Source organism: Mesotoga infera, from assembly GCF_900157305.1.
GTDB classification, from domain to species: Bacteria; Thermotogota; Thermotogae; order Petrotogales; family Kosmotogaceae; genus Mesotoga; species Mesotoga infera.
Window position 1 is genome coordinate 2,136,219 of the sequence record NZ_LS974202.1, and the last position, 22,701, is coordinate 2,158,919.

The following is a 22,701-nucleotide window of genomic DNA, read 5'->3' on the forward strand; positions in this document are numbered from 1 at the left end:
AACAACTTCCACAGTTAGATGGCGCTTTAGAAAGGGTATAATGATCTTTGAAAGGAAAAGTTGGGGGGTGGAGCAGTGGAAAACCAGAGATTGCTGTACGTTCTTATCCTTGTTCAGGCGGCCTTGCTTGGATTGGTCCTTTTTTTCGGTGACAGTATTTTTCCAATTCTTGAAAAGAGCAGCTGGTCCAGAGAGATACGTCTCAGAGAGACTGCCGATAGACTGGTGTGCGAATACTTCGACCAACTCACGGGCAGGAACATGCCCGATGAAAGAAGGATAACAGGTTATGTGATTGAAAAGCTGGAGATACTGGATCAGGACGACCTTGAATTCGCCTTTTCAGTCGAGTTCTCTGTTAAACCTTTTAACCGCGAATTATACTGGAATAAAAAAGATCTGGCCACTACCGATGCATGGGTGTCAGGTAAGCTGTTCTTCGTGGTCGATCTTTCCGATCCGGATAAGCCCGAAGTTATCTCTGTGGTCTCCTCGTTATGAGATTCAAAAGGTTCTCAAGCAGTCCTTACTCAGTCTTTTAGCTGAATAAAATACGACATCGGCTCTGTTATCATCTTATCGACGTCGTCCCACCGTTCCGCGACAGCATTTCAGCTCCATGCTTATGGTAACATTGACATTCTATTTTTCGTATTCGGACTTTACATGAGCCCGAATCTCTCGACGGTCATATTTGTCTTCGATCTGTCGGAGCTGGCAAGCCTCAATGTGGATTCGTCTCCTCCCCATCGCATGATCTGGTCGCTGCCGCCTATGACTTTTTTGATCTTTCTGAAAGTCCAAGAGAGTATGGAGTTGCCGTACACGTGGTCTATAGAATCGTTTATCGCTTAGAAATTGCGTTGTCTGTCATAATCGTCGAAATGTATTATCTTGTCACGGTTTTTCTTGGGAATTTCGAAGAGATCGTTTCTTTCTACACCACGGATGAGGGCTATTTCATCGGTAGCACCGTATTTGACCATAATGTACACGCCTTTTGTATGGTGATTCGATGTTTTGCATATCTATGCCATCTGTGATTCAAGGGTTGATATGAATCAATAGAGTATGTATAATTTCTCAATGGGCAAACCGGAAAAATCGATCGGGTGTGACTCGCTTGAAAAAAACTTATAACTGGACAGTCGAGACCGTCTCTTTACTTGCTTCAACGAGTCTGATAAAGGTTTTCTTTTTCTACATCTATACGGCTCAGACCTTGAAGCTCTCCAATATAATCGGAACGATCGTATGGTATTTCTTTCTGCTTATAATCTTTCAGGTTCTATTCAGAGGCAGGTTCTTCCTGCTTTACTGTATAGTGTCTTGTGTGCTTTTTATAGATTTCCTTTATTTCCAGTACTTCGGATTCCTACCCTCGGTGAAGGAACTTGCCCATGTTCATCAAATAGGCGGCGTGAAGAGCAGTATAATCTATGTGATGGATCCGTTGAGTTTTCTATTCATAGTCGACCTTTTTCCTGTGGGATTATATCTGAGGCGAAAACTCTCGAAAGTGAACGAGACCGGTGAAAAATCGGACAGAAGAGTGCAGTGGCTGGCCATGTTTTTAATTCTTTTTATGTCTTTGTTGCTTCCATTCATCTCTGAATCGCTGCAACCTTATTTTGTTTTCAATCGATACGGACTCTTTGCTTATCATCTGTACGATATGGCCAGGCTGGCGCTGAGTAAGATCAAAACCCCCGACCTAGATGAGAATGTTACCTATAGTGGTTATATAAACAAAATTGCTGAAAAGGGGAATTATTTTGCGGTGGCAAAAGACAGAAACATCATTCTGGTACAGCTGGAATCCTTCCAGGATTTTCTGGTTGATTTTTACTACAACGGCCAGGAAGTTACCCCGAATCTCAACAGGCTGATTTCAAACAATTCCATCTATTTCGATGAGATCTACCAACAAGTCGGGGCAGGCAACACATCGGACGCGGAATTTGTAATAATCAATTCCATGCACTGTCTTGGGCAGATCTCTGTCTATGAATCACATGATCAGAACAGTTTTTATAGCCTTCCGGCGCTACTGAATTCTAAGGGGTTCTACACGGTTGCATTCCACGGAAATAAAGGTTCCTTCTGGAACCGGGAGAAAGTTTATCCCTCTTTGGGATTCGACGACTTTGTGAGTCTTGAGGATATGGAAAACGACGAAATCATAGGTTTCGGTTTGAGCGATCTCTCCTTTTTCAGGCAGGTAGTGTCGATGACAAAATCTCTACCCTCTCCTTTTTTCGCTTTCCTTGTCACACTCACCAGTCATAATCCTTACGACATTCCCGGTGAGCTTCATGAAATTAAGTTGCTTCCTGAACATGAGGGGACGCTTTTTGGCAACTATCTCCAGTCGGTCCATTACACGGATAAAGCTCTGGGGGTTTTCATATCCGATCTGAAACGCCTTGGTCTCTATGAGAGCTCAATCGTTGCTATATACGGTGACCATTCTGGTCTCTATCCATTCAATAAGGAGAACAGGGATATTATGACCGATCTTCTTGGTAGGCCTTACGACCTGGTTCAAGCCATGAACATACCTTTGGTTTTTCATATACCAGGTTCTAAGCTCAAGGTTGTTAACTCCATAGTAGGAGGCCAGATAGATTTTTTCCCCACTCTCCTGAACCTGATTGGCGTCGTCGAAAGAAACGGAATACTGTTCGGCAGAGACCTCAACAACTCGTCGGATGGCTTCGTATCACTGACACATTATGTGCCGGAAGGCTCTTTCATAGATAATAGAAGGATATTTATAATGTCCAGCGACGGGATTCTTCAGAACAGCATAGCCTTAGACAGAGCCACTGGAGAGGCGATCCCCCCGTTCAGCTGTCTGGATGGTTACAAAAACTCTATTCAGCAAATAGAAGCTTCGAAATATCTAATATTGAATGATTCTATTTCTCAGCTTTTAGGTCAGCACACTCTCCCAAGTACTAACCAATAAATTTAAATGATAGTCAGCCGTTCTTCCTTCTGTAATCGATTAGTAGACCATCGATCTCTGCGGTTTTTTGAGCCTCAACCTTCCAAAAATCCTGATCCATGGTTCTATTGAGCTCTTCTACTGTCTTTCCCTGTTGTTCTACCCAGGTGTAGTACTTGAGATTGTGCCAGCGCAACCGGTTTTCCATCGTCCCCTCGAAGATCCAATCTGTCCTGGCTCCCAGTACGATTGATTCGAACCTCTGTTTGGCCTCGCCGCGGTCGAGCTTTCCGTATGTTCTGGTCATGTCTTTCATAACCGAGTGGTAGCGATTCATGTTGTCGGTGGCAATCGTCACTATATTGTCTCTGGAGGTAAGCCGGTAATGTTTGGCTATCTTTATGGCCCCCAGAATGTTAGCAACACCCGAGATTCCGAATATTCCTGCCATCTTCTCCACGTCTTTGTCGCTTAAAAATTCCTTCAAGAAAGATTTTCCAGACTCGTCTGTCAACATCTGGAGTACTTTCTTGCATTCGATATCATCGAGCGCCACAATAGCGTCGTTGTTGAGTACATTATGAATCCAGGTGACATGCTTGTCGCCGATTCCCTGTATGTCGTGGCCGCCATAGCCATTCAGCGAAAGCGTTGGGCATTGAACCGGTTCGCCGGCAACTATCTTAACCTCCGGGAAGACTTCTTTCACACGGTCACCGCAGGCGATCGTGCCGGCAGAACCGACGGTCGAGACGATTGCCGATACTCTTGCGTTACCAATTTTCAACTGTTCTATCAGCTCGAGTATGGTATTTCCTGTCACATAATAGTGGAATCTGTAATTGCCGAATTCTTCGAACTGGTTGAGTATCCTCACCTTATCAGGGTCGGCAGCCTTAAGCTCTTTGGCTTTGTCGTATATCTCCTTGACATTCGATTCGCACCCCGGTGTGGCGATCACACGGGCTCCGTACTTCCTTATGATTTCGAACCTTTCGGCCGACATCTCCTCGGGCAGGATAACTACCGAGTCGAACTTCATACGGCAGCCGACCCAGGCTCCTCCGATACCGTAGTTGCCGGTTGATGGCCATACGAGAGTGTGATAGGTTGGATCGACCTCCCCACGAAGGACTTTTTCCATAAGGATCGAGTAAGTGGCCCCGACTTTGTGGCTACCTGTGGGAAATTCTTTTCCATATAGCACCACGATATTGGCATCTACTCCAGTGAACTCTTTTGGTAAAACGTAGTAATAGATCCTGTTGTCGATGTCCCGCCACGAAATGTTGAAGAGGTTTATCGGATCTAGAGGGTCTTCGATTCGCATTCGCCAGGCTTTCTTTCGCAGGTTTTTATCGATTTTCTCTGGATGGAGCATTTCTTCAAAGGTTGGACCAAGAACAAATTTATTCATTGTAAGCCTCCAGTGAGATTTTTTATGTAGTTCTATTGTATTTTCAATCGGTCTTTTCCTCAATGAGACCCAACACGTACTCGGGCGTGACCGGTATTTGTCTAACTCGCTTTCCGATTGCCATAGATACGGCATTAGCCACAGAAGCCGGTACTGGCATCAGGGAGGGTTCGCCTATTCCCTTGGCCCCGTAAGGTCCCTCGCGAAAGGGGTCCTCCACGATGTCTATTACCAGTTCTGGAGGGACTTCGTGGATCGTCGGAATGATATAGGTATTAAAGTTGTCGCTTACTATCTTTCCGTTCCTGAGTTTTAGATCTTCGTACAGGGCGTACCCCATACCCTGGACGAAGCCTCCCTGAATCTGGCCGATCACACCGTCGGGATTTACGGCTTTTCCGACATCGTGGGCGGTGAATCCCTTCAGAACCTTGGTGGAACCTGTCGCCATATCGACTTCAACCTGAACCACCTGGCTGGCATAAGAGTACGTCACATAAGCCTCCCCGAGCCCGTTCTCCATATCGAAGGAAAGTTTCGGGGTATCGTACCAGCCGGCTTCAAAGAGCTTCACATTCCTCACGTAAGCGGTATCGACCAGCCTGTCAAAAGAGATCGTTCGGTCTTCTCCGTCGCTGACTTCTCCCTGGCAAAACTTCACGCTATCTGGATTCGAATTAAACAGGTCGCAGAAAACGGAAACCAATTTCCCTCTCAAGGCCATACAGGCCTGTCTGACGGCGTTGCCTGAATAGATGGTCGTCCTGGAAGCGACTGTTGGTCCGCTGTCCGGTACGAAGGCCGTATCAGGTTGGTGAACGAGAATCTTCTCAATTCTCTGACCCAACTCCTCGGCGGCTATCATGGCTATGACGGTTTTGGCACCCTGACCCATCTCCGTTCCACCTATTCTGACCTCCACCGAACCGTCCCTGTTTATTAGCACGTGCGCACCTGACTTGTCGAGAGCCTGTCCCCCGGCTCCCAAACTAACTCCGTAGAATATATGAGAGAGGCCAGCGCCGCGTTTTTTGTCTTTGTTGATTCTGTTGAATTCGTTACACTCTCTCACCAGATCCTTCCAGTGCGACGATTCCTTAACTCTCGCCAGTGTTTCTGGGGCTCCTACACTTTCGACGATCAGATGATTTGTCGATGTTCTCGAACCGGGTCGCAAAGTGTTTTCCTCCCGCAATTCCATCGGGTCGATCCCCAGTTTACAGGCGATATCATCGATCATACTCTCAACCGCAAAGAGAACCTGCGGAGAGCCGAAACCTCTGAAAGCTCCGGGCGGAACTTTGTTCGTGTAAATGCCATAGACATCGACGTTCACGTTTTCAATATCGTATGCACCCGCGGCGTGTACCAGCGTTCTGAACATCACAATGGGTGTAAGTGTCGCGTAGGCTCCCATGTCCATGTATGCCTTAATCTCAATGGCTTTAATTTTCTTCCCTTCCATCGCTATGCGGTAGAAAGATTTTATCGGGTGGCGTTTGGAGGTAGTCTGGATATCTATCTCGCGCGAATAAATGAGTCTTGCCGGTCTTTTGAGATTGAAGGCGACTACCGCTGCGTACGAGGCGACGTATGAGGGGATGTCCTCCTTTCCTCCGAAAGCCCCTCCAGTCTCGGTCTGGATGACACGTATTCTGTTTATGGGCAGTCCAAGAACGTGAGCTACGGCACTCTGAACGTAATAAGGGCATTGCATAGTGCCATAGACTGTATAACCGTAATCGAAGTCGGGAACTACGGTTACACCCTGCGGCTCCATGTAGGCCTGTTCCTGGTAGTGGGCGTAGAATTCGCCTTCGAATACTTCTTTTGAGTTCTTAATGACGGTTTCTGCATCGCCCTTTCTTATACGTTTACTGACTCTCACGTTCGAACCTTCGTGTATCTGGACTTTATCCTCCATCGCCTGTTCTATGGAAAGTACGGGCTCGAGGTCTTCTATATCGAGTCGCACGCTTTTTGCGGCGTTCTCGGCCGAGATGCGGTCTCTGGCGGCGACGATGGCCACCACATCTCCCCAGAAGCGTATCTTCTCGCCTTCCTTGACTAGACATGGCATGTCTTTTATCGCTTCACCGAGCTGGTTCTCGCCTGGGATATCCCGCCAGGTGAATATACCCTCTACCCCCTCAATTTCCGAAGCGAGAACGGTATCTATAGATCGAAGAATGCCATGCGGTTTTTCGGCGATAACCAGTGCACAGTAGATCTGACCGTCGAAGGCGATGTCGGCCGCGAACCGGGCGCTACCGTTTACCTTCTCAAAGGCATCTACTCTTTTCATCGTTTTTCCTACAACATTCGTCGATTCTCCGGAATTACTTCTAAACATCTTGCCCCTCCTTTACAAAAAGGGATACGAAATCGTTCTTTTCTACATCGACTAGTCCGAGGTTGGTAAGCTTCAATTTCGGAATAACGGAGAGTTGCATGAAAGAGAGTGTCATGAAGAGATCGGGTAATTTGCTACCCATTGTCTTCGTGGCTTCTTTCAATTCGACGAGACGTTCGGCGACCTCCTTGCTGGTCATTTCGGACATCAGGCCGGCGATCCGCAGGGGTAATTCTGAAACGATCTTACCATCTATCACCGCTACCAGACCACCGCCCATCTCCATAACTCTGTTTGCGGCGGTAACCATATCAGAATCGTTTGTTCCAAGAACACCCAGATTATGGGAATCGTGGCCAACCGAGGTTGCCACTGCGCCTTTTTTAAGGCCAGAACCGGTTGCGAAGGCCACCGACATTGATTTTCCTTCGCAGTAGCGGCAGATTGCGGCTACTTTCAAAAGATCCTTCGATGGATTGCCAACGGCCATGCCGTTTTCAATCTTCGCATCCATAACACAGCCACCTGTTAAGACTTCACTTCCGAGCAGTTCTATGGCTCTCACAAATCTGCCTTCGGCCGGCAATTCGAGGTCTTTCTCATTTATCTTCTGACACTTGAAGGTATTCACTTTCTCCTGTGGGAAGTTCTGAGAGACTATCTCGGTCACGAGTCGGCCATTTCTTGCTACGATCTTCGAATCTTTGAAGACCATGATGGGATTGAAATCTCTAAGATTATCTACCACCACCAAGTCGGCCTTATACCCCGGCGCTATGGCGCCCATAGATCTGAGGTTATAATGCCGCGCTGTGTTTATCGTCGCCGCCCTTATGGCGATTATTGGATCTATACCGTGTTCTATCGCCAGCCTAACATTGTGATCGATGTGTCCCTCACGAATTATATCGACCGGGTGTTTATCGTCGGTACAGAAGGATACGAAGGGATAAGTCTTGTCGTTTATAAGAGGTAACAACTGTACGAGGTTTCTCTCGACACTTCCCTCTCTCATAAGTATCTGCATTCCCCTGGAGAGTTTTTCACGCGCCTCCTCGACGAAGGTACATTCGTGCTCGGACCTTACGAAAGCGCTTATGTAGGCGTTCAACGGTTTTCCTAGAACGCCGGGGATATGACCATCTATCTTTTTGTATTTGTGGCGTATCAGCTCTATTTTGGCTATGGAATCGCGATCGCCGTTTATGATATCCGGAAAGTTCATCACCTCTCCCAGGCCCAGGATACGATTTTGGAACTTCTCTACGAATCCGATCATATCCATCGCGCTGATCCTGGCGCCCGAGGTTTCCATTGAAGAGGCCGGAACGGCCGAAGGGATCATTATGTAAAGATTCACGGGTATGCCTTCAGTCGAACGAATCATGTACTCGATACCGGACAGCCCCATCACATTCGCTATCTCGTGAGGATCGGCTATCGCAGTTGTAGTACCTCTGGCCAGTATCGTTTTGGCAAACTCGACCGGAGAGACCATCGAGGACTCTATATGAAGGTGGGCATCTATCAACCCCGGTACAATATAGGCACCCTCGAGGTCGATCACTTCTCTCCCTTCGTCATAGTCACCGATCCCGGCTATTCTCTTTTTAAAAAGCGCTATGTTGCCTTTCTCTATCTCGCCGCTGAATACGTTTACGATTCTGCAGTTCTTTAGAAGTACATCTGCCGGGTTGTCACCTCTGGAAACGGGTATTATGTCTATAATGTTCATAAGAGACGCCTCCTTTCTGCCTGAGCCGGAAAGAAATAAAAGCCCCCGCTTCGCAGGGGCTTAAAAAAGATCATTCGAAGATACTTTTGCCTTTTCTATCTTTCACTTCTTCTGTGAGTTTGTGTATGAAATCTTCGAGATCGATACTTCCCAGATCCTTTTCGCTTCTCAATCTGACGGAAACTTGACCGTTCTGCATCTCTCTGTCTCCGACGATCAACATGTACGGGACTTTGTTGAGCTGGGCCTCTCTAATTTTGTAATTGGTAGATTTTTGCCTGTCATCTACTTCGGCCCTGAAACCTTTGCCACGAAGCGAGACGACCACGGAGCGCGCGTAACTGGTGTGTCTGTCGGCGATTGGGATCACTTTCACCTGTACTGGTGCCAACCACGTCGGGAAGGCCCCGGCATAATGCTCTATCAATATTCCCATGAACCTTTCAGTCGAACCGAAGATCGCCCTGTGGATCATTACAGGCTGGTATTCGTTGTTGTCCGGACCGATGTACTTTATCCCGAATCGTTCCGGCATCATGAAGTCGAGCTGAATTGTCGCGCATTGCCACTCCCTGCCCAAAGAGTCCTTAATATGGTAATCAATCTTGGGACCGTAGAAGGCACCATCACCCTCGTTGACTGTGAAATCCATTTTCTTTGCCTCCAGGGAATCTCTGAGTGCCTCCGTTGCTATATCCCAGAGCTCGATCTCTCCCATGGAATTTTCCGGTCTCGTCGAAAGCTCAGCCCTGTACTGGAAATCGAAAGGTTCGTAAATCTTCTTCACGAAATTTATAACGCCGATCACTTCCTGCTGTATCTGCTCGCGTGTACAAAAGATGTGGGCGTCGTCCTGGACAAAGCCCCTAACTCTGAAGAGTCCATGTAGAACACCCGATCGCTCGTATCTGTGAACTTTTCCAAATTCGAAAATCTTCATCGGAAGATCTCTATAGCTCACCGGAGAAGATTTATAAGCGAGGATGTGACCGGGGCAGTTCATGGGTTTGACAGCGAACTGCTGTTCTTCTTTTTCCGTGAAATACATATTTTCGCTATAATGGTCCCAATGACCGGATGTTCTCCAGAGTGAGTCAGACATTATCTGGGGCGTGCTGACTTCTCTGTAGCCGTCTTCGATATGCTTTTCTCTGGAGAATTTGAGCAGTTCGTTAAGCATGTCCGTGCCCTTCGGCAGGAAGATGGGCATGCCGGGTGCATAGTCATAATTGATCGTGAACAACCCAAGTGCGGGACCCAGCTTTCTGTGATCCCTCTTCTTGGCTTCTTCGATTTTCGCCAGGTATTCTTCCAGGTCGGCTTTCTTGGAGAAGGCAGTACCGTATATCCTCTGGAGCATCTTGTTCTTCTCGTCACCGCGCCAATAAGCACCTGAAACAGAGGTAAGTTTGAAGAATTTCACCTTACCTGTAGAGGGTAGATGGGGTCCCCGGCAGAGGTCTATGAAATCGCCCTGTCGGTAGAAAGTTACAGACTCCGTTCCGTAATCTCTCACTAGATCTTCGATTAGTTCAATCTTGTATGGCTGTGACTGTTTCTTCATAAGATTTATAGCCTCAGAAACTGGCAACTCGAACCTCTCGATCGGTAGATCCTCCTTTATGATCTTCTCCATTTCGGCTTCGATTCTAGGCAGGTCTTCCTCGGTAAGTCTCACGTCGAGATCGATATCGTAGTAGAACCCGTTCTCTATTGTCGGACCGATAGCCAATTTCACCCTTTCCTCGCCGTAGAGTCTCATCACGGCCTGGGCCATTATGTGTGCCATCGTATGCCTGAAGAACACGGGAGCCTCGCTGTCCTTGTCCAGCACCAATCTGAAGTCGCAGCTAGTCTCTAGAGGTCTTCGTAGGTCCCAGTACTCGTCGTTGACTATCGCTCCTAAAGCTCTTTTGGCGAGGCCTTCAGATATATCTATTGCTATATCCAGGGGTTTTACACCCTTTTCGTACTGTTTCTTCGAACCATCGGGTAGCTTTATTTCTATACCCATTTTTTCCTCCTGTTAAGGTATCACTGCAACGGCTTCGATCTCTACAGGGGCGTTTTTCGGGAGATTACTTACCTCTACCACGGCCCTTGCAGGCTTATGGTCTTTGAAATAAGAGGAGTATATTTCGTTGAGAATCGCGAATTTGCCCATGTCTCTGATATAGATGTTGACCTTAACCACGTTTTTCAGACTCGACCCGCCGGCAGTGACCAATTGAAGTACATTTTCTAGCGACTGCTTACACGCAGCTTCGAACTCTGTCGCCAGCTCACCGGTCAACGGGTTGAGGGGGATCTGTCCGGAAACAAAGAGAAGACCTCCAGCAGCAATGGCTTGAGAATACGGGCCGACTGCTGCCGGCGCTTTGTCAGTACTGATAACCCTCAACACACTAACACCTCCCATTTTGGTTTATTATATCACTGACCGCTCCGCGATGCTGCGCATTATCTACTATATGGGGGAAAAATGCGTGGAAGACATACTGATGTATTGTAGAATTTCTTTATGATAAAAGAGATAAGAGCCACTTCGGCTTTGACCAGATCGCGAATACCGGTCGCCAGCTATACGATAAACCCCTTCGTCGGTTGCACAGTGGGCTGTAAGTACTGTTTCGCGCGCTTCATCGGGGCTTTTAAATATACCGGAGGTCTCTGGGGGCGGGACGTAGGAGTGAAGAGGAACATTGTGGAGCTCCTGAGACGCGAGGTTAATTCTCTGGGCAAAGCCACGGTCTTTCTCAGCAGCACCTGCGATCCGTACCAGCATATCGAAGAGAAGTACAAATTGACCAGAGAACTGCTGGTTACACTCATTTCTCACAGGATACCGATCTTCGCGATGTCCAAATCCGCACTTATAAGGAGAGATGTCGATCTTTTCAAACTGGCTGGCGAAGAGGCTCGAGTGTTGATAAGTATCACCACAGATCGGGAGGACGTGAGAAAACTGCTCGAACCGGGATCGTCAACCTTCGAAGAGAGGCTGGAGACCATCGATTTCTTGAGAAAAAACTGTGTCGACGCGGGAGCCTTCGTCGGGCCGGTTCTCCCGATGAACGCGGAGCGCGTCTCCGAAGAGCTGGCCAGAAGAGTCGGAACTGTTCATCTAGACGCGCTGAACTATATTTCGCAGGTGAGACAGCTTTACCTTAAAATGGGCTGGGAGAGATGGCTTTACAGAGAGAAGTTCCAAGAAGTGCAAGCCGTGTTTGAAAGAAGGCTGACGGTTGAATGAACATTGTCGAATAATGGCTCCCAATAATTTTAGCGACTTACAAAGCACCATGTCTGTCAGCGTTTTTTAAGTTTCTGGACTAATTTCTTACCTTGAACCGCTGCGGTTGCTATGCCTATAAGACCTTGGGCCCACTGACCAACCATATAGAAATCACGCAACTCCGGGAGGGTTTTGCTCAAGCCTTTCGACATGATTCTGCCGGGTTTGCTCCTGGGAGTCCACACCTGCATCCCGTGGAAATTGCCGGTGAAGCGTTCGGTAGTAATCGGTGTCGAAACATCTACAACTTCCACTTTTTCTTTAATACCGGAAATCAATCCATCCAGCCTCTCTATGACTTTTTCGGCTATCTCGCCCTTCTGATCGACATACAGTTCCCTGTCGTTGCTAAGCTTCTTCCAATATGAGTAACTGGCCGTAAAGGGAATTCTGACAACCGATTTACCTTCGGGAACCATTTCCGTTTTCGAATTGAAAACCTCCAGATCCATCTTTTGATAATTTCTATCCGAAAGTTCCAGCTTTTTATCCATCAGCCAGGTAACACCATGGGGAAGATCGATGAGAGGCAGATCGACACCCAGCGATACGTAGGCATTCATTTCCTGCTCGTCAGGGGGGTTGGCGTAGTATTCGTCTATCAAATCGTCTCTGTATTTGCCGTTGAGCATTTCGTAAATAGTACTGTATCCATCGGCCGCGGAGACGACGATATCGGCGTCTGCTTTTGTTCCATCTTCAAGTATAAGACCGACAGCTCTGTCGTTTTTTACTACGATGCCCTTTACCTTCGATCTGTAATGAATTTTGCCGCCAAGTTCTTCATATCGTTTTGCGATTCTTTTTGAAAAAGCCAGCGAACCTCCGACGGGCCATCCCATCGACCTTATTGAGCAACCGGCAAGGAAGGAAAGATGAATCATCATCGGGATTCCCTGAAAGTCGTATTGAGCCGTCGGGAAGGCCTTTTGAAGGAAGGAGTTTTTGAATCTCGAAGCGAATTGCTCGAGCGATATTGGACCCCACTTCATTATCTTGGGCAGATGTGGAATCATTGAAAATCTCTCCTTGCCTTTGCCAGCGACCATCGCGAGCAATTCGAACTTCGTGAACTTCCGTGCAGCTGTCAAGTATTGGTCTATGACTGCTTTGTCGGCCGGTGAGATTTCCATTAGATGTTCCTTCAATCTGACGAGATCGGTGTAAAAGTTGAGCTCATTTCCGCCGGAGTCTATGGTTCTTCTCAAGATTGAATCGAACAAGATCCTACCGTCTTCGATTGCGCCGAGCTCTTTCCACATTGTGTGCAACTTCGAAGAAGGGCTCGCACCTGGAAGGTGATGAATGCAGCCATCTATGGTGTAATCCTTTCGCTTCCACGAAGTACACAATCCGCCTGGATTGTTGTGCAATTCGAAGATTTCCGTCTCGAACCCGTCCATCTGGGCATAACAACCTGCAGAGAGTCCTGCGATGCCTGCTCCAATAATAGCAATTTTCTTCATCTTATCACGCCCTTTTCTTTTCCCATTTTCCTTTGCGGTAATAGATCAACATCACCAGTGCTTCAGTTACATCCGAGAAGACATAAGAGAGCCAGACCCAGATTATGCTGGCTTTCAAAAGGTGAACCATTATAAAAAGGATAGGAATCTGCACGAACCAGCGCGAGGTGATGCTAGATATGACGAATGGAAGGTTGTATCCCGATCCTCCGAAGACAGAGGAGAGACCGAACCCGTAGGCCAGGATAGATATCCCAAGAGAGCCATATCTCAAAAACTCGGTGCCGTACTTTACGATTTCCGGGTCTTTGTTGAATATACCCAGGACTATTTCGCCGGCGAAAAAGGCGATCAAGACGAAGAAAAACATGATCGAGAAACTTATAAAGGCCGTTGTTCCGGCCGTTTTTCTGGCCCTCTCGATGTTATTGATTCCCAGATTTTGACCGACCATCGCCGATCCTCCCATGTTCATTCCCACCAGCGGCATGAAGGCAAGTCCGAATAGTCTGCCGGCGACCCCTACCGCAGCCACGGCTGCAGTTCCGTAGACAGCTACGAACTTGAGTAACACCGCTCCAGACAGGTTCCTGAAGAAACTCTCCAGGCCTGTCGGTAGACCTATGGTGAGGAGCTTTTTGTCGATTTTCCAGTCAAGTTTGAAGAGTCCTTTCAGTCTGGGTTTTACACCTTCTATTCCAGAGAAGACGATGTAGAAGCCGAGTATAAAGGCCACCATCTGGGATATGATAGTCGCCACTGCCGCTCCGAACACGCCCATTCCGAAGCCCGGTATCGCAGTTCCCGGGAATTTGTCGAACATGAGCAACGGATCGAGCAGGACGTTGAGAATACTGGAAAGCATCATTATATACATCGGTGTCTTGGCATCACCTATGCATCTCAAGGCTGTGTTGACAGAGTAAGATGAGAACATCATCGGAAGGAAGAAAAGTCTTATGTATCCATAATCGAGCGCGGCCGTAATAACATTGGGATCGTTGCTGAACAGGCTGAGCGAAGGCTTGAGAAAGAGCGCGACGAGAACTGCGGCTATTACGGCGACGAGAAATTTGAAAGTAATTGTCTGTTCTATCGCCTTTGCCGTTCCTTCGTCGTCTTTCCTCCCGTAACTCTGTGAGATCAAGGAAATCGAACTCTGTCCGATTATGGAGTTCAAGATCTCTACAAGCCAGAAGAGCGTCGAAAAGATCGTGACCCCGGCGATCGCCTCTCCGGATATCCTGCCTATCCAGAAGATATCGACTATATCATAGACCATCTGTGCACTGTAACCTATCATCGTTGGTATAGACATGATGAGAAGATTCTTCAGAATGCTTCCCTGAGTAAGATCTCTTGCCATTTTCTGCCCCCTGATGTACAACCCCGTTCAGAAGATATGAATGAAGAGAAAAAAAAGAACCTGCCCTAGATAGCAAACAATAGATATTATACACTGATACAGCCTTTTGTGAACCGTTCAATTCAGGCTTTTGAGACGTCGACTGGAAAGAATTTCGAGAGCCCCTTCACGGCGATGGGGATCGTATAGATAAGCACCGGTATGAGTAGCCGTACCTCGGCTGGTCTGGCTACTATAAAGTTCATCGCGACGAAGGGAACGATCCAGAACCAGGTCTTCCTGAAGAAATCTTCCTCCCCGATTGAATCGTAGAAGATCAACGGGATCGAAAGGAACAGAAGTGGGAAGATCCAGGACCAGGGATAGTTGAGATTATACCCAAGTTGAACGAGATCAACCGAATACTTGGCCTGCGGATATAACAAACGGCTGGAAAGTAACGTAAAAACGACAGGTATTGCGAAAGTCGCGAGTGCCTTTAAGTAGAGGAGGAATTTCTCGGACTTTCCGGAGTATCTTTCGTAATTAAAGCCGAAAAGTATCAAAGAAAGAAAAACCATGTGGTCGGCTCTGAAAGTTGACCCCAGAAGGATCACCATACAGAGTGTGATAAAGGATCTTCTTTCGATTATCAGAAGCAGTCCCGCGAGAAAGAGTGCGGACGCGTGGAAGGTCTCCCAGCCGAAATACATGGTCGTCAGTGGCATGATCGACTGAAAAAGCAACACAGAAAAGAGTGACATCGCTGGAGTAAGAAAATGTCTTCCAAAGGCATACAACAGTAGAATAGTCAGTATATTGAAAAAAAACCTGGCCGTTATATGGCCGTTGAGTGTTCGGTTATCCTCACTGGTGAGATCGACGGCCACCCTTAAATCATCAGGTAGGTTTTCTCCAAGCAGCAGAAGGGTACTGGCCGGTTCGGTTATGTATGTCTGCCAGTTCAGGCTGCTGACCATAGCCTTGAGAGCGTTCTGCAGAAGGATACTCTTTCTGGCTATCCTGTCTATCGCCTCGTTTATGGTCATCTCGAGGTCGGATACAATTCTTTCTCGCTCTTGCAAAGGAAAATAGGCTTCCACCATTCCTCTCGCTTCATCGGTCCAGTATTCCGTGGACAGGAGCATCTTCGATACTTCAGACGTGTTTTCATCGAGCCAGGGGATAGGAATGTATTTAAAGAAATACTCCACAAGATAGTAACTCCCGAAACGGTATTGATCGGGAGCAAAGTTCTCTCCGGAGATTACCCTTTCATGCTGGTTGATTCTGAGATATCTGGAGAGGAAGAGATACTTCCCGTCGGTACTCCAGACGGTCATGGAGGTGAAGATGTAAGAAAGTATAGTCGCAACGATCAGAAGCAGCGGCACGCTGGAGAATTTTTTTCGGTCGTTCATGAGCCGCCTCCTTTTCTGTCTCTGTCGTAATCGAAATGACAGAGTACTTCTTTTACGCCTGCGACAACGTATGGAACGCTGTATATCAATACCGGCAGGAGGAGTCTGACCTCGGCCGGTCTTGCAAACAGGTAATTCATAACCATGAATGGCGGAACCCAGAGCCAGGTTTTTCTGAAGAAATCTATGTTCCTGATCATCGGACTGAAGGCCAAAGGAATGGCCAGAAATATCAGGGGGTAGATCCAAGCCCAGGGGTGGTTCAGGTTATATTCGAGCTGGATGAAATCGAGGTAATACTCCGAGCCGGCATAGATTACCTCGCTCAGTAATAACGTAGCGACCAGAGGGATAAGTACCAGCGAAAGCCCGGCCAATAGGGAGAGCCACTTTCTTCTCTTTATCGCCCCGGGTACTTTGTAGAGGAGGTATATCACACCGGCGAAAAGCGTTTGGTCTGTCCTGGCCGTGCAGCCTAGCAGAACGAGCAAAAGGAGGAGTAGATAGCTTTTGTTTTTCAGCAAAGCCACAAGAAAGCCGGCGAAGACGGTTGCCGATAGCATGGTTTCGGCTTGCATGAAGTCCTGGGCTACCATAGGAAGAAGGGCGGCAAAAAGCGACATACCCAAAAGCGACGTCAACGCGTCGGTAAACTGCGCGCACAAGAGAAAAACGAGCAGGAGAGTAGTTGCGGTGAAGAAGAATCTAAAGGTAACGTATCCATTTACCAATGCGCTCTCAGCGCTGTCTTTTTCTATCAGGACTTTGAATTCTCCGGGGATGTTCTTTCCAATGAGCATGGTCGTCTTCTCTATATCGTTGATGTACTCTTGCCAGCCGAAAGAATCGATTGCGGCTTTCAACATGTTTCTCAAAAGCAGATTGTTTGGCGAAAACGAGTCTATGATCCTGTCTATAGTGGATTCTATCTCCTTGATGATTACGGCACGGTCCTCTTCGGGAAAGAAGAGCTCGACGCTCTTCTCTGTGCCTTCGCCCCAGCCTGTCGGATCGAGTCCCTCCGCGACGATGTCGTTGAAGACATCGTACCATCTCAATGGTATGTGTTTGAAAATATATTCGACCAGGTAATAACTGCCGAAGCGATACTGATCAGGAGCAAAGCTCTTTCCATCTATGGCTTCTCTGTGGCGCATCACTTTGCTGTAACGGGAAATAGTCAAGAACCTGCTTTCGGTCGTCCAGAGTATCATAGAAGTGAAGATGTACGAAAGAACTATCGCAATGAAAAGCACGACCAGAAAAACCTTTTTCTTCGAGCGATCGTTCGTTGTCCCTTCAAAACACATGCACTCTTCACCACTCTCCGAGAGATTTTTAAAACAGGTTTATCTGTAAGATTCCCAAAGTCTTCCCCATGGACTGTCCTTCTTCCACTGTTGGAAGATCTTTGTTCCGTGTTTCTTCCACCAGTATCTGTCGTGATACGAATCCGACGCTGCAACGAAGACTTTCACCAATGGCGTGTGAAAGAAGAGTTTCTGGAAGATCTTCAAAGGACTGAACCATAGCAGGTCACCGACTTTGCTAGCAAAGTTGTCGCCGACGTGAAACTTGAGGTTGACTTTAGAAATATCTTCACCGACCAACTCAATGTTCTCACGCTTGCCGTTTCCTAGGCCCTCCTCGTCCGCCAGCCTTATATATTTCAGGTCCATCGGGTTGAATCCCATCATTTTCGCGGCAACAGCGTCTATGGCTACCTGATCCTGGCTTGCAAGTATATAATCCGTTCTGACAGGTATCAATGTCCTCGGACCGGGACCGTTTCCCGCGGTCGTCCCGTCCATGAAGGCAAAAAGCCCGGTATGTATCTCTTTCTGTATTTTCAAAAGATCGACAAGAGTCTCGTGTATCCAGGAATGGGTGTAATGACGTTTCACGTTCAAAAGGCCTCCGAAGGCGTTCTTCATTGCCCCCGTTGTGGTCGTGTAAATATGGCACTTCATCGTAGGGAGCTGAATGATGTTCTTGCCGAAAAAGTAGTCGGGCAATCTTATTCCTTCAGGGAAAATTCTAGGAAGCACTTTGAGTTTACTTTTCGGAGTGTATTCAATCCAGTGCATATCGCTCTCTTCAAAGTTGTACAGTACGGGTATTCCATACTTGTTGTATATGATGTCGTACTTGTTCTGCTTTTCGCCATACTTGGGCCTTGTAACTACTGTTTTGTTTTCTACGGCAACTATCTCGTTAATGCCCGCGTCCTTGAGGGCGAGGACGACTCCTTCGATCTGCCAGGGAGTACTGTTGGCGCCTGGCATCGGCAGGTGCCAGGAGATGTTGTCCTTGAGAATGGTTGTGGCTCCTCTATCGAGAAACTCCTCCATTTTCGCCATCTTCGCGAGTCTTTTATAGTCATCCAGTACACTTTCGGGTGTTGTCTTAATTACTGCTACTGTAGATTTATTCAAACCAAACACCTCCTATTTCGCGATCGATATTAGCCAGATGCCCAGAGCAATAATGGCTATTCCGGCGATCTTCAACCAGCTCATCTTTTCATCGAAGAGAAAGACTGCAAAGAGAGTCACGATAACAAACCCGGCGCTGGTCATTATCGGGTACGCGATACCCAATTTCATTTTCGTCAATACCACACTGTAAAAGATGAAAGCCACACCGAAGGAGATAAGTCCTAGCCAGACGTACACGTTGGTGATAGAGTTCAACAACATACCCTTCAACCCTACATCAGACATTTGCTGTGTTTTTTGCATGCCGAATTTCAACAGAATATTCGCAGACGCATTAAAAACTATCGCTACAACTAGAATGAAAAAATCAATCAAATTCAAGATCAGTTCCTCCAGTAAAGCCACACCCTAAAACCACATGGGCAGGTATATGATCATTACTACCGATAGAAACCACAGCACGGTCGTCACCGCGATGCCCGTATCGCGTGTTACGACCTCTGTAGGGTCTCCCTCGCCGTCTTTGAAAAGAAGTAACATATATCTGAAAACCCCGTAGGTCACGAACGGAACGGTGTAAACTAGCTTGTCGGTAGAGAATTTGGAAATCACCGAAGGATCCAGGCAGTAGAGAGTGTAAGAGATTACGGATATTGAGGCCGTAGAAACCATCATGTAATCAAGAAATCTAAAATCATATAGCTTGAGAACCTTTCTGTGATTATCGCTGTTCTCCTTGAATAGTAGCAACTCGTTTCTTCGCTTTCCAAAACCCATGAAGAGAGCCAGAAAAAAGGTCGTCACCAGGATCCAGCTAGTTGGGTTTACGCCTATCGCGTAAGAGCCGGCGATCACACGAATAACGAAGCCTGCCGAGATGCAGAAGGCGTCTATCACGACCATTTCCTTTCCTCTGAGCGTATAGAAAACGTTCTCAAGCACGTAAATGAGAAGAAAAAGCCCTGCCAGGAGAGGGAGGAGAAGGACAATCACGAAAGCCAGTATGAAACAGACGATAGCCACAACGGTTGCCTCTTTGACACTTACAGCGCCCGAAGAGATCGGTCTGTTTTTCTTTCGCCAGTGATGCCTGTCGCTTTCCAGATCGTTGATATCGTTGAAAATATAAACGCCGCTCGAAGCGAAACAGAAGGCAATGAAAATGAGAAGTGAGTTCAACATCATATCAACTCTGAAAAGACTGGCCGAAAATATTAGAGGGGCAAAAACGAAGAGATTCTTCAACCAGTGCCTGACTCTCATAAGCCTTACATATGTACCGATCTCCTTCATTGCGCAACCCCGTTGAATAATCTCATATCTCTGCAGCACACCGCATAGACATGGCTAACAGGTATTATCTTAGCATAATAGATATGGTTCTCGCTCTTTCTTTCCTAGAAAGGAACTTTCCTGTTCTCTGATCTTCCTTTTCTCTTCTTTAACTGCAAGTGTATTACTCGAAATTCCGGTTCATGGTAAAATGCATTAACCCGTATAATTCCGAGAATCGGCTGGGAAGTATCTACCAGGAAGCCTTAACTTCCTGACTACGGGGTGGATTTTTCATACTTCACCCCTTGGAGGGGTGATTTTTGTTTTTCGGGAGGATCGATGTAATGGAAAGGATAGTGGTTCTTGATTACGGTTCACAGTACACAATGCTGCTAGCAAGGAGAATAAGGGAGTTCGGAATTCTTTGCACGGTCGAACATCCCTCGTCGGTAGTGCTTGATAAGGATGTGAAGGGGATTGTTCTCTCGGGAGGTCCCCAGAGCGTTTATGAGAGCGGTTCGCTGGATATTCCGAAGGAGGTTCTAACTGCCGGCCTGCCGATTCTGGGAATCTGTTATGGTATGCATTTAATGGTTAAGAACTTCGGAGGTACGGTATCCAGGGGCAAGAAGGCTGAATACGGTCTTACACCCGTATCGCTCGAAGATTCGAAGCTGTTGACAGATGTTCCAAGAACGATTACAGCTTGGATGAGCCATGGAGACGAGGTCACGACCCTTCCTCCCTGTTACAGGACGATCGCCAGGAGCGGAAACGGTGTAGTGGCAGGCATGACCGACGGCAGGAACTACGCGCTCCAGTTCCATCCTGAGGTTCACCATACACAGTGCGGTACAAAGATACTTGAAAACTTCGTTTTGAAGGTTTGTGACGTCTCGAGAAACTGGAAGATATCCGATTTCGCTTATGAGCAGGTCGAAAAAATAAGAGAGATCGTTGGTAACAAGAAGGTCATCGCCGGTCTTTCCGGTGGAGTTGATTCTACGGTGGCGGCGGTTTTGACAGCCCGGGCTATCGGCGCAAATCTGACGGGTATTTTCGTCAACCACGGATTGATGAGAAAGGATGAGGAGTGCGAAGTCCCGGAGGTCATGAAAACTCTGGGGATAAACTTGCGGGTGGTGGATGCTTCTGACACCTTTTTCAGAAAACTTCATGGGGTGACCGACCCAGAACGCAAGAGGAAGATAATTGGCGAGACCTTCATTGAAGTCTTCGAAGGAGAGGCAAGTGATATCGATGCTGACTTCCTGCTCCAGGGAACCATCTATTCCGACGTGATAGAATCGGCTGCTTCTTCAAGGACTTCCGACAAAATCAAAAGTCATCACAATGTCGGCGGACTTCCTGAAAACATGAAGCTGAAGCTTCTCGAACCTTTGCGGGAACTCTTCAAAGACGAGGTCAGAGCTCTTGGAAAAACCCTGGGCATAAGTTCGAAGTTCATAGACAGACAGCCTTTCCCCGGTCCGGGACTGGGAGTGAGGATACTGGGAGAGGTCGATGCTGAGAAAGCGAGAATTCTCAAAGAAGTCGATGACATTTTCCTCAAGACACTCGAGGAGTACGGAGAGAAGGGCAAGATCTGGCAGGCCTTCGCTGTATTGTTACCTGTAAAGAGCGTCGGGGTCAAAGGTGACAGGAGGGCCTACGGTTACGTTGTCGCTTTGAGGGCCGTTCACAGCGCCGAAGGAATGACGGCCTCCTGGTACGAGATTCCTCACGCGGTCTTGAGGGAGATTTCTTCAAGAATAACCTCTCGAGTTCCAGAAGTGGGAAGGGTTACCTACGATATAACCGACAAACCGCCAGCGACCATAGAGTGGGAATGATGAGCATGTTCGATAAAGCTTACACATTTGATGACGTTTTGCTTGTTCCTGGTTACAGCGATATTCTCCCCAGAGAAGTGGATCTGAGTTCCAGGATCACAAGAAAGCTCTGGCTAAAGGTACCGTTCATATCGGCGGCTATGGACACAGTCACCGAAGCGGAAATGGCCAGAGCCATGGCACTAATGGGCGGCATGGGAGTGATCCACAAGAATCTCTCGATCGAGGGGCAAGCCGAGCAAGTAGAGAGAGTGAAGAAAGCACCCGTAGATCGTGAAAGATACCCTTTATGCTCTCTCGATTCATTCGGCAGACTCATGGTGGGAGCAGCCGTTGGCACGGGTCCGGAGACAGTGGAAAGGATCGAAGCGGTTGTAAGGGCCGGTATCGACGTGCTGGCGATTGACACGGCTCACGGTCATTCGAAAAGAGTCATAGATCTTCTTTCTTTGGTAAGAGAGCTTTATCCTTCTCTCCAGATCATTGCCGGAAATGTGGTGACTTCCAATGGAACTCGGGCGCTCATTGAGGCTGGTGCCGATGCAGTAAAGGTTGGAATAGGACCAGGTTCCATCTGCACGACAAGAATAGTAGCGGGTGTCGGTTATCCTCAGCTTTCGGCCGTTATGGAGTGTTCGCAGGTTGCAAGAGAGAGAGATATTCCGATTATCTCAGACGGGGGAATACGGTATTCGGGAGACATAGTGAAGGCTCTCGCTGCCGGAGCCAGCAGTGTCATGATGGGAAATGTCTTCGCCGGGACGAGAGAGTGCCCCGGAAAGAGTACATTTGTAGGTGGTGGCGAGTACAAATCCTACAGGGGGATGGGCAGTTTTACGGCGATGGCTGCTGGCAGCAGCGATCGCTATTTTCAGGATGGGCAGCCAGCATGCAAACTCGTTGCCGAGGGTGTTGAAGGAATGGTCCGGGCGAAGGGGTCGGTTGAAGATGTCTTTGAACAGCTCGCCGGAGGTGTCAGATCGGGGTTCGGGTACTGTGGGGCTGAGAGCGTGGAGTTTCTACAATCGAAGAGAAAGTTCGTGCAGATCACCGCTGCAGGAATGGTCGAGTCACACCCGCACGATATCACCACCTTCTAATCTCCGGTATGGTCCACAAACTAGAAAAAAAGAACGTCTCATATGAGACGTTC

The 22,701-nt window shown here is 47.7% G+C and carries 19 protein-coding genes and 1 riboswitch; of the genes, 5 read left to right on the forward strand and 14 right to left on the reverse strand.

The features are described from left to right. Positions 1-75: 75 nt before the first annotated feature. The gene (locus MESINF_RS09710; protein WP_169699637.1) at positions 76-501 is read left to right on the forward strand and encodes a hypothetical protein; all 426 of its coding nucleotides are present in this window, start codon (positions 76-78) and stop codon (positions 499-501) included. 161 nt (positions 502-662) lie between these two features. On the opposite strand, the gene MESINF_RS13790 is transcribed toward MESINF_RS09710, so the two are convergent. Further along, a complete protein-coding gene (locus tag MESINF_RS13790) occupies positions 663-827 on the reverse strand; it encodes a hypothetical protein (protein ID WP_169699638.1) in 165 nt (54 codons plus the stop codon). 24 nt (positions 828-851) lie between these two features. Next, the gene (locus MESINF_RS13745) at positions 852-986 is read right to left on the reverse strand and encodes a hypothetical protein (protein WP_269460643.1); all 135 of its coding nucleotides are present in this window, start codon (positions 984-986) and stop codon (positions 852-854) included. A gap of 137 nt (positions 987-1,123) precedes the next feature. Between MESINF_RS13745 and MESINF_RS09720 the strand changes: the two genes are divergently transcribed. After that, complete coding sequence (locus MESINF_RS09720) at positions 1,124-2,971, forward strand: LTA synthase family protein (RefSeq protein WP_169699639.1); 1,848 nt, start codon at positions 1,124-1,126, stop codon at positions 2,969-2,971. 13 nt (positions 2,972-2,984) lie between these two features. Here the strand turns inward: MESINF_RS09720 and MESINF_RS09725 are convergent, their stop codons facing one another. The 5 genes from MESINF_RS09725 to MESINF_RS09745 form a co-directional block, all read right to left on the reverse strand. Beyond that, positions 2,985-4,367 (reverse strand): PLP-dependent cysteine synthase family protein, encoded by a 1,383-nt coding sequence (locus tag MESINF_RS09725; RefSeq protein WP_169699640.1) that lies wholly within the window; start codon positions 4,365-4,367, stop codon positions 2,985-2,987. A gap of 43 nt (positions 4,368-4,410) precedes the next feature. Continuing rightward, the gene (locus MESINF_RS09730) at positions 4,411-6,720 is read right to left on the reverse strand and encodes a xanthine dehydrogenase family protein molybdopterin-binding subunit (protein WP_169699641.1); all 2,310 of its coding nucleotides are present in this window, start codon (positions 6,718-6,720) and stop codon (positions 4,411-4,413) included. After that, entirely contained in the window at positions 6,713-8,455 is a 1,743-nt protein-coding gene (ade, locus tag MESINF_RS09735; RefSeq protein ID WP_169699642.1) for an adenine deaminase, read from the reverse strand. Before ade ends, MESINF_RS09730 begins: the two co-directional genes overlap by 8 nt. 70 nt (positions 8,456-8,525) lie before the next feature. Further along, complete coding sequence (gene thrS, locus MESINF_RS09740; protein WP_169699643.1) at positions 8,526-10,469, reverse strand: threonine--tRNA ligase; 1,944 nt, start codon at positions 10,467-10,469, stop codon at positions 8,526-8,528. Between the two features lie 12 nt (positions 10,470-10,481). Further along, positions 10,482-10,859 carry a Rid family detoxifying hydrolase gene (locus MESINF_RS09745; protein ID WP_197712660.1) on the reverse strand — a complete coding sequence of 126 codons (378 nt, stop codon included), beginning with the start codon at positions 10,857-10,859 and terminating at the stop codon, positions 10,482-10,484. A gap of 117 nt (positions 10,860-10,976) precedes the next feature. On the opposite strand from MESINF_RS09745, the gene MESINF_RS09750 reads away from it, so the two are divergent. Continuing rightward, entirely contained in the window at positions 10,977-11,708 is a 732-nt protein-coding gene (locus MESINF_RS09750; protein ID WP_169699645.1) for an SPL family radical SAM protein, read from the forward strand. A 56-nt stretch (positions 11,709-11,764) separates the two neighbouring features. Here the strand turns inward: MESINF_RS09750 and MESINF_RS09755 are convergent, their stop codons facing one another. The 7 genes from MESINF_RS09755 to MESINF_RS09785 all read right to left on the reverse strand — a co-directional run bounded on the left by MESINF_RS09755 (position 11,765) and on the right by MESINF_RS09785 (position 19,713). Next, on the reverse strand, positions 11,765-13,216 hold the full coding sequence (locus MESINF_RS09755) for a phytoene desaturase family protein (RefSeq protein ID WP_169699646.1): 1,452 nt from the start codon (positions 13,214-13,216) through the stop codon (positions 11,765-11,767). 4 nt (positions 13,217-13,220) lie between these two features. Then, positions 13,221-14,582: an MATE family efflux transporter gene (locus MESINF_RS09760; protein WP_169699647.1), complete on the reverse strand. Its 1,362-nt coding sequence runs from the start codon at positions 14,580-14,582 to the stop codon at positions 13,221-13,223. A gap of 122 nt (positions 14,583-14,704) precedes the next feature. Further along, positions 14,705-15,982 carry a hypothetical protein gene (locus MESINF_RS09765; RefSeq protein ID WP_169699648.1) on the reverse strand — a complete coding sequence of 426 codons (1,278 nt, stop codon included), beginning with the start codon at positions 15,980-15,982 and terminating at the stop codon, positions 14,705-14,707. Beyond that, the gene (locus tag MESINF_RS09770) at positions 15,979-17,292 is read right to left on the reverse strand and encodes a hypothetical protein (RefSeq protein WP_169699649.1); all 1,314 of its coding nucleotides are present in this window, start codon (positions 17,290-17,292) and stop codon (positions 15,979-15,981) included. Before MESINF_RS09770 ends, MESINF_RS09765 begins: the two co-directional genes overlap by 4 nt. Before the next feature lie 39 nt (positions 17,293-17,331). Continuing rightward, entirely contained in the window at positions 17,332-18,417 is a 1,086-nt protein-coding gene (locus MESINF_RS09775; RefSeq protein WP_169699650.1) for a DUF362 domain-containing protein, read from the reverse strand. Positions 18,418-18,429: 12 nt separating this feature from the next. Beyond that, the gene (locus tag MESINF_RS09780) at positions 18,430-18,801 is read right to left on the reverse strand and encodes a DMT family transporter (protein WP_169699651.1); all 372 of its coding nucleotides are present in this window, start codon (positions 18,799-18,801) and stop codon (positions 18,430-18,432) included. 27 nt (positions 18,802-18,828) lie between these two features. Next, positions 18,829-19,713, reverse strand: a complete 885-nt coding sequence (locus MESINF_RS09785) for a decaprenyl-phosphate phosphoribosyltransferase (protein WP_169699652.1) — start codon at positions 19,711-19,713, stop codon at positions 18,829-18,831. A gap of 180 nt (positions 19,714-19,893) precedes the next feature. Then, a riboswitch (purine riboswitch) is annotated at positions 19,894-19,993 on the forward strand. A gap of 46 nt (positions 19,994-20,039) precedes the next feature. On the opposite strand from MESINF_RS09785, the gene guaA reads away from it, so the two are divergent. Both guaA and guaB read left to right on the forward strand, forming a co-directional pair. Further along, positions 20,040-21,548: a glutamine-hydrolyzing GMP synthase gene (guaA, locus tag MESINF_RS09790; RefSeq protein WP_169701001.1), complete on the forward strand. Its 1,509-nt coding sequence runs from the start codon at positions 20,040-20,042 to the stop codon at positions 21,546-21,548. Next, entirely contained in the window at positions 21,545-22,648 is a 1,104-nt protein-coding gene (gene guaB, locus MESINF_RS09795; RefSeq protein WP_197712661.1) for an IMP dehydrogenase, read from the forward strand. The genes guaA and guaB overlap by 4 nt, the downstream gene beginning before the upstream one ends. Positions 22,649-22,701 lie beyond the last annotated feature (53 nt).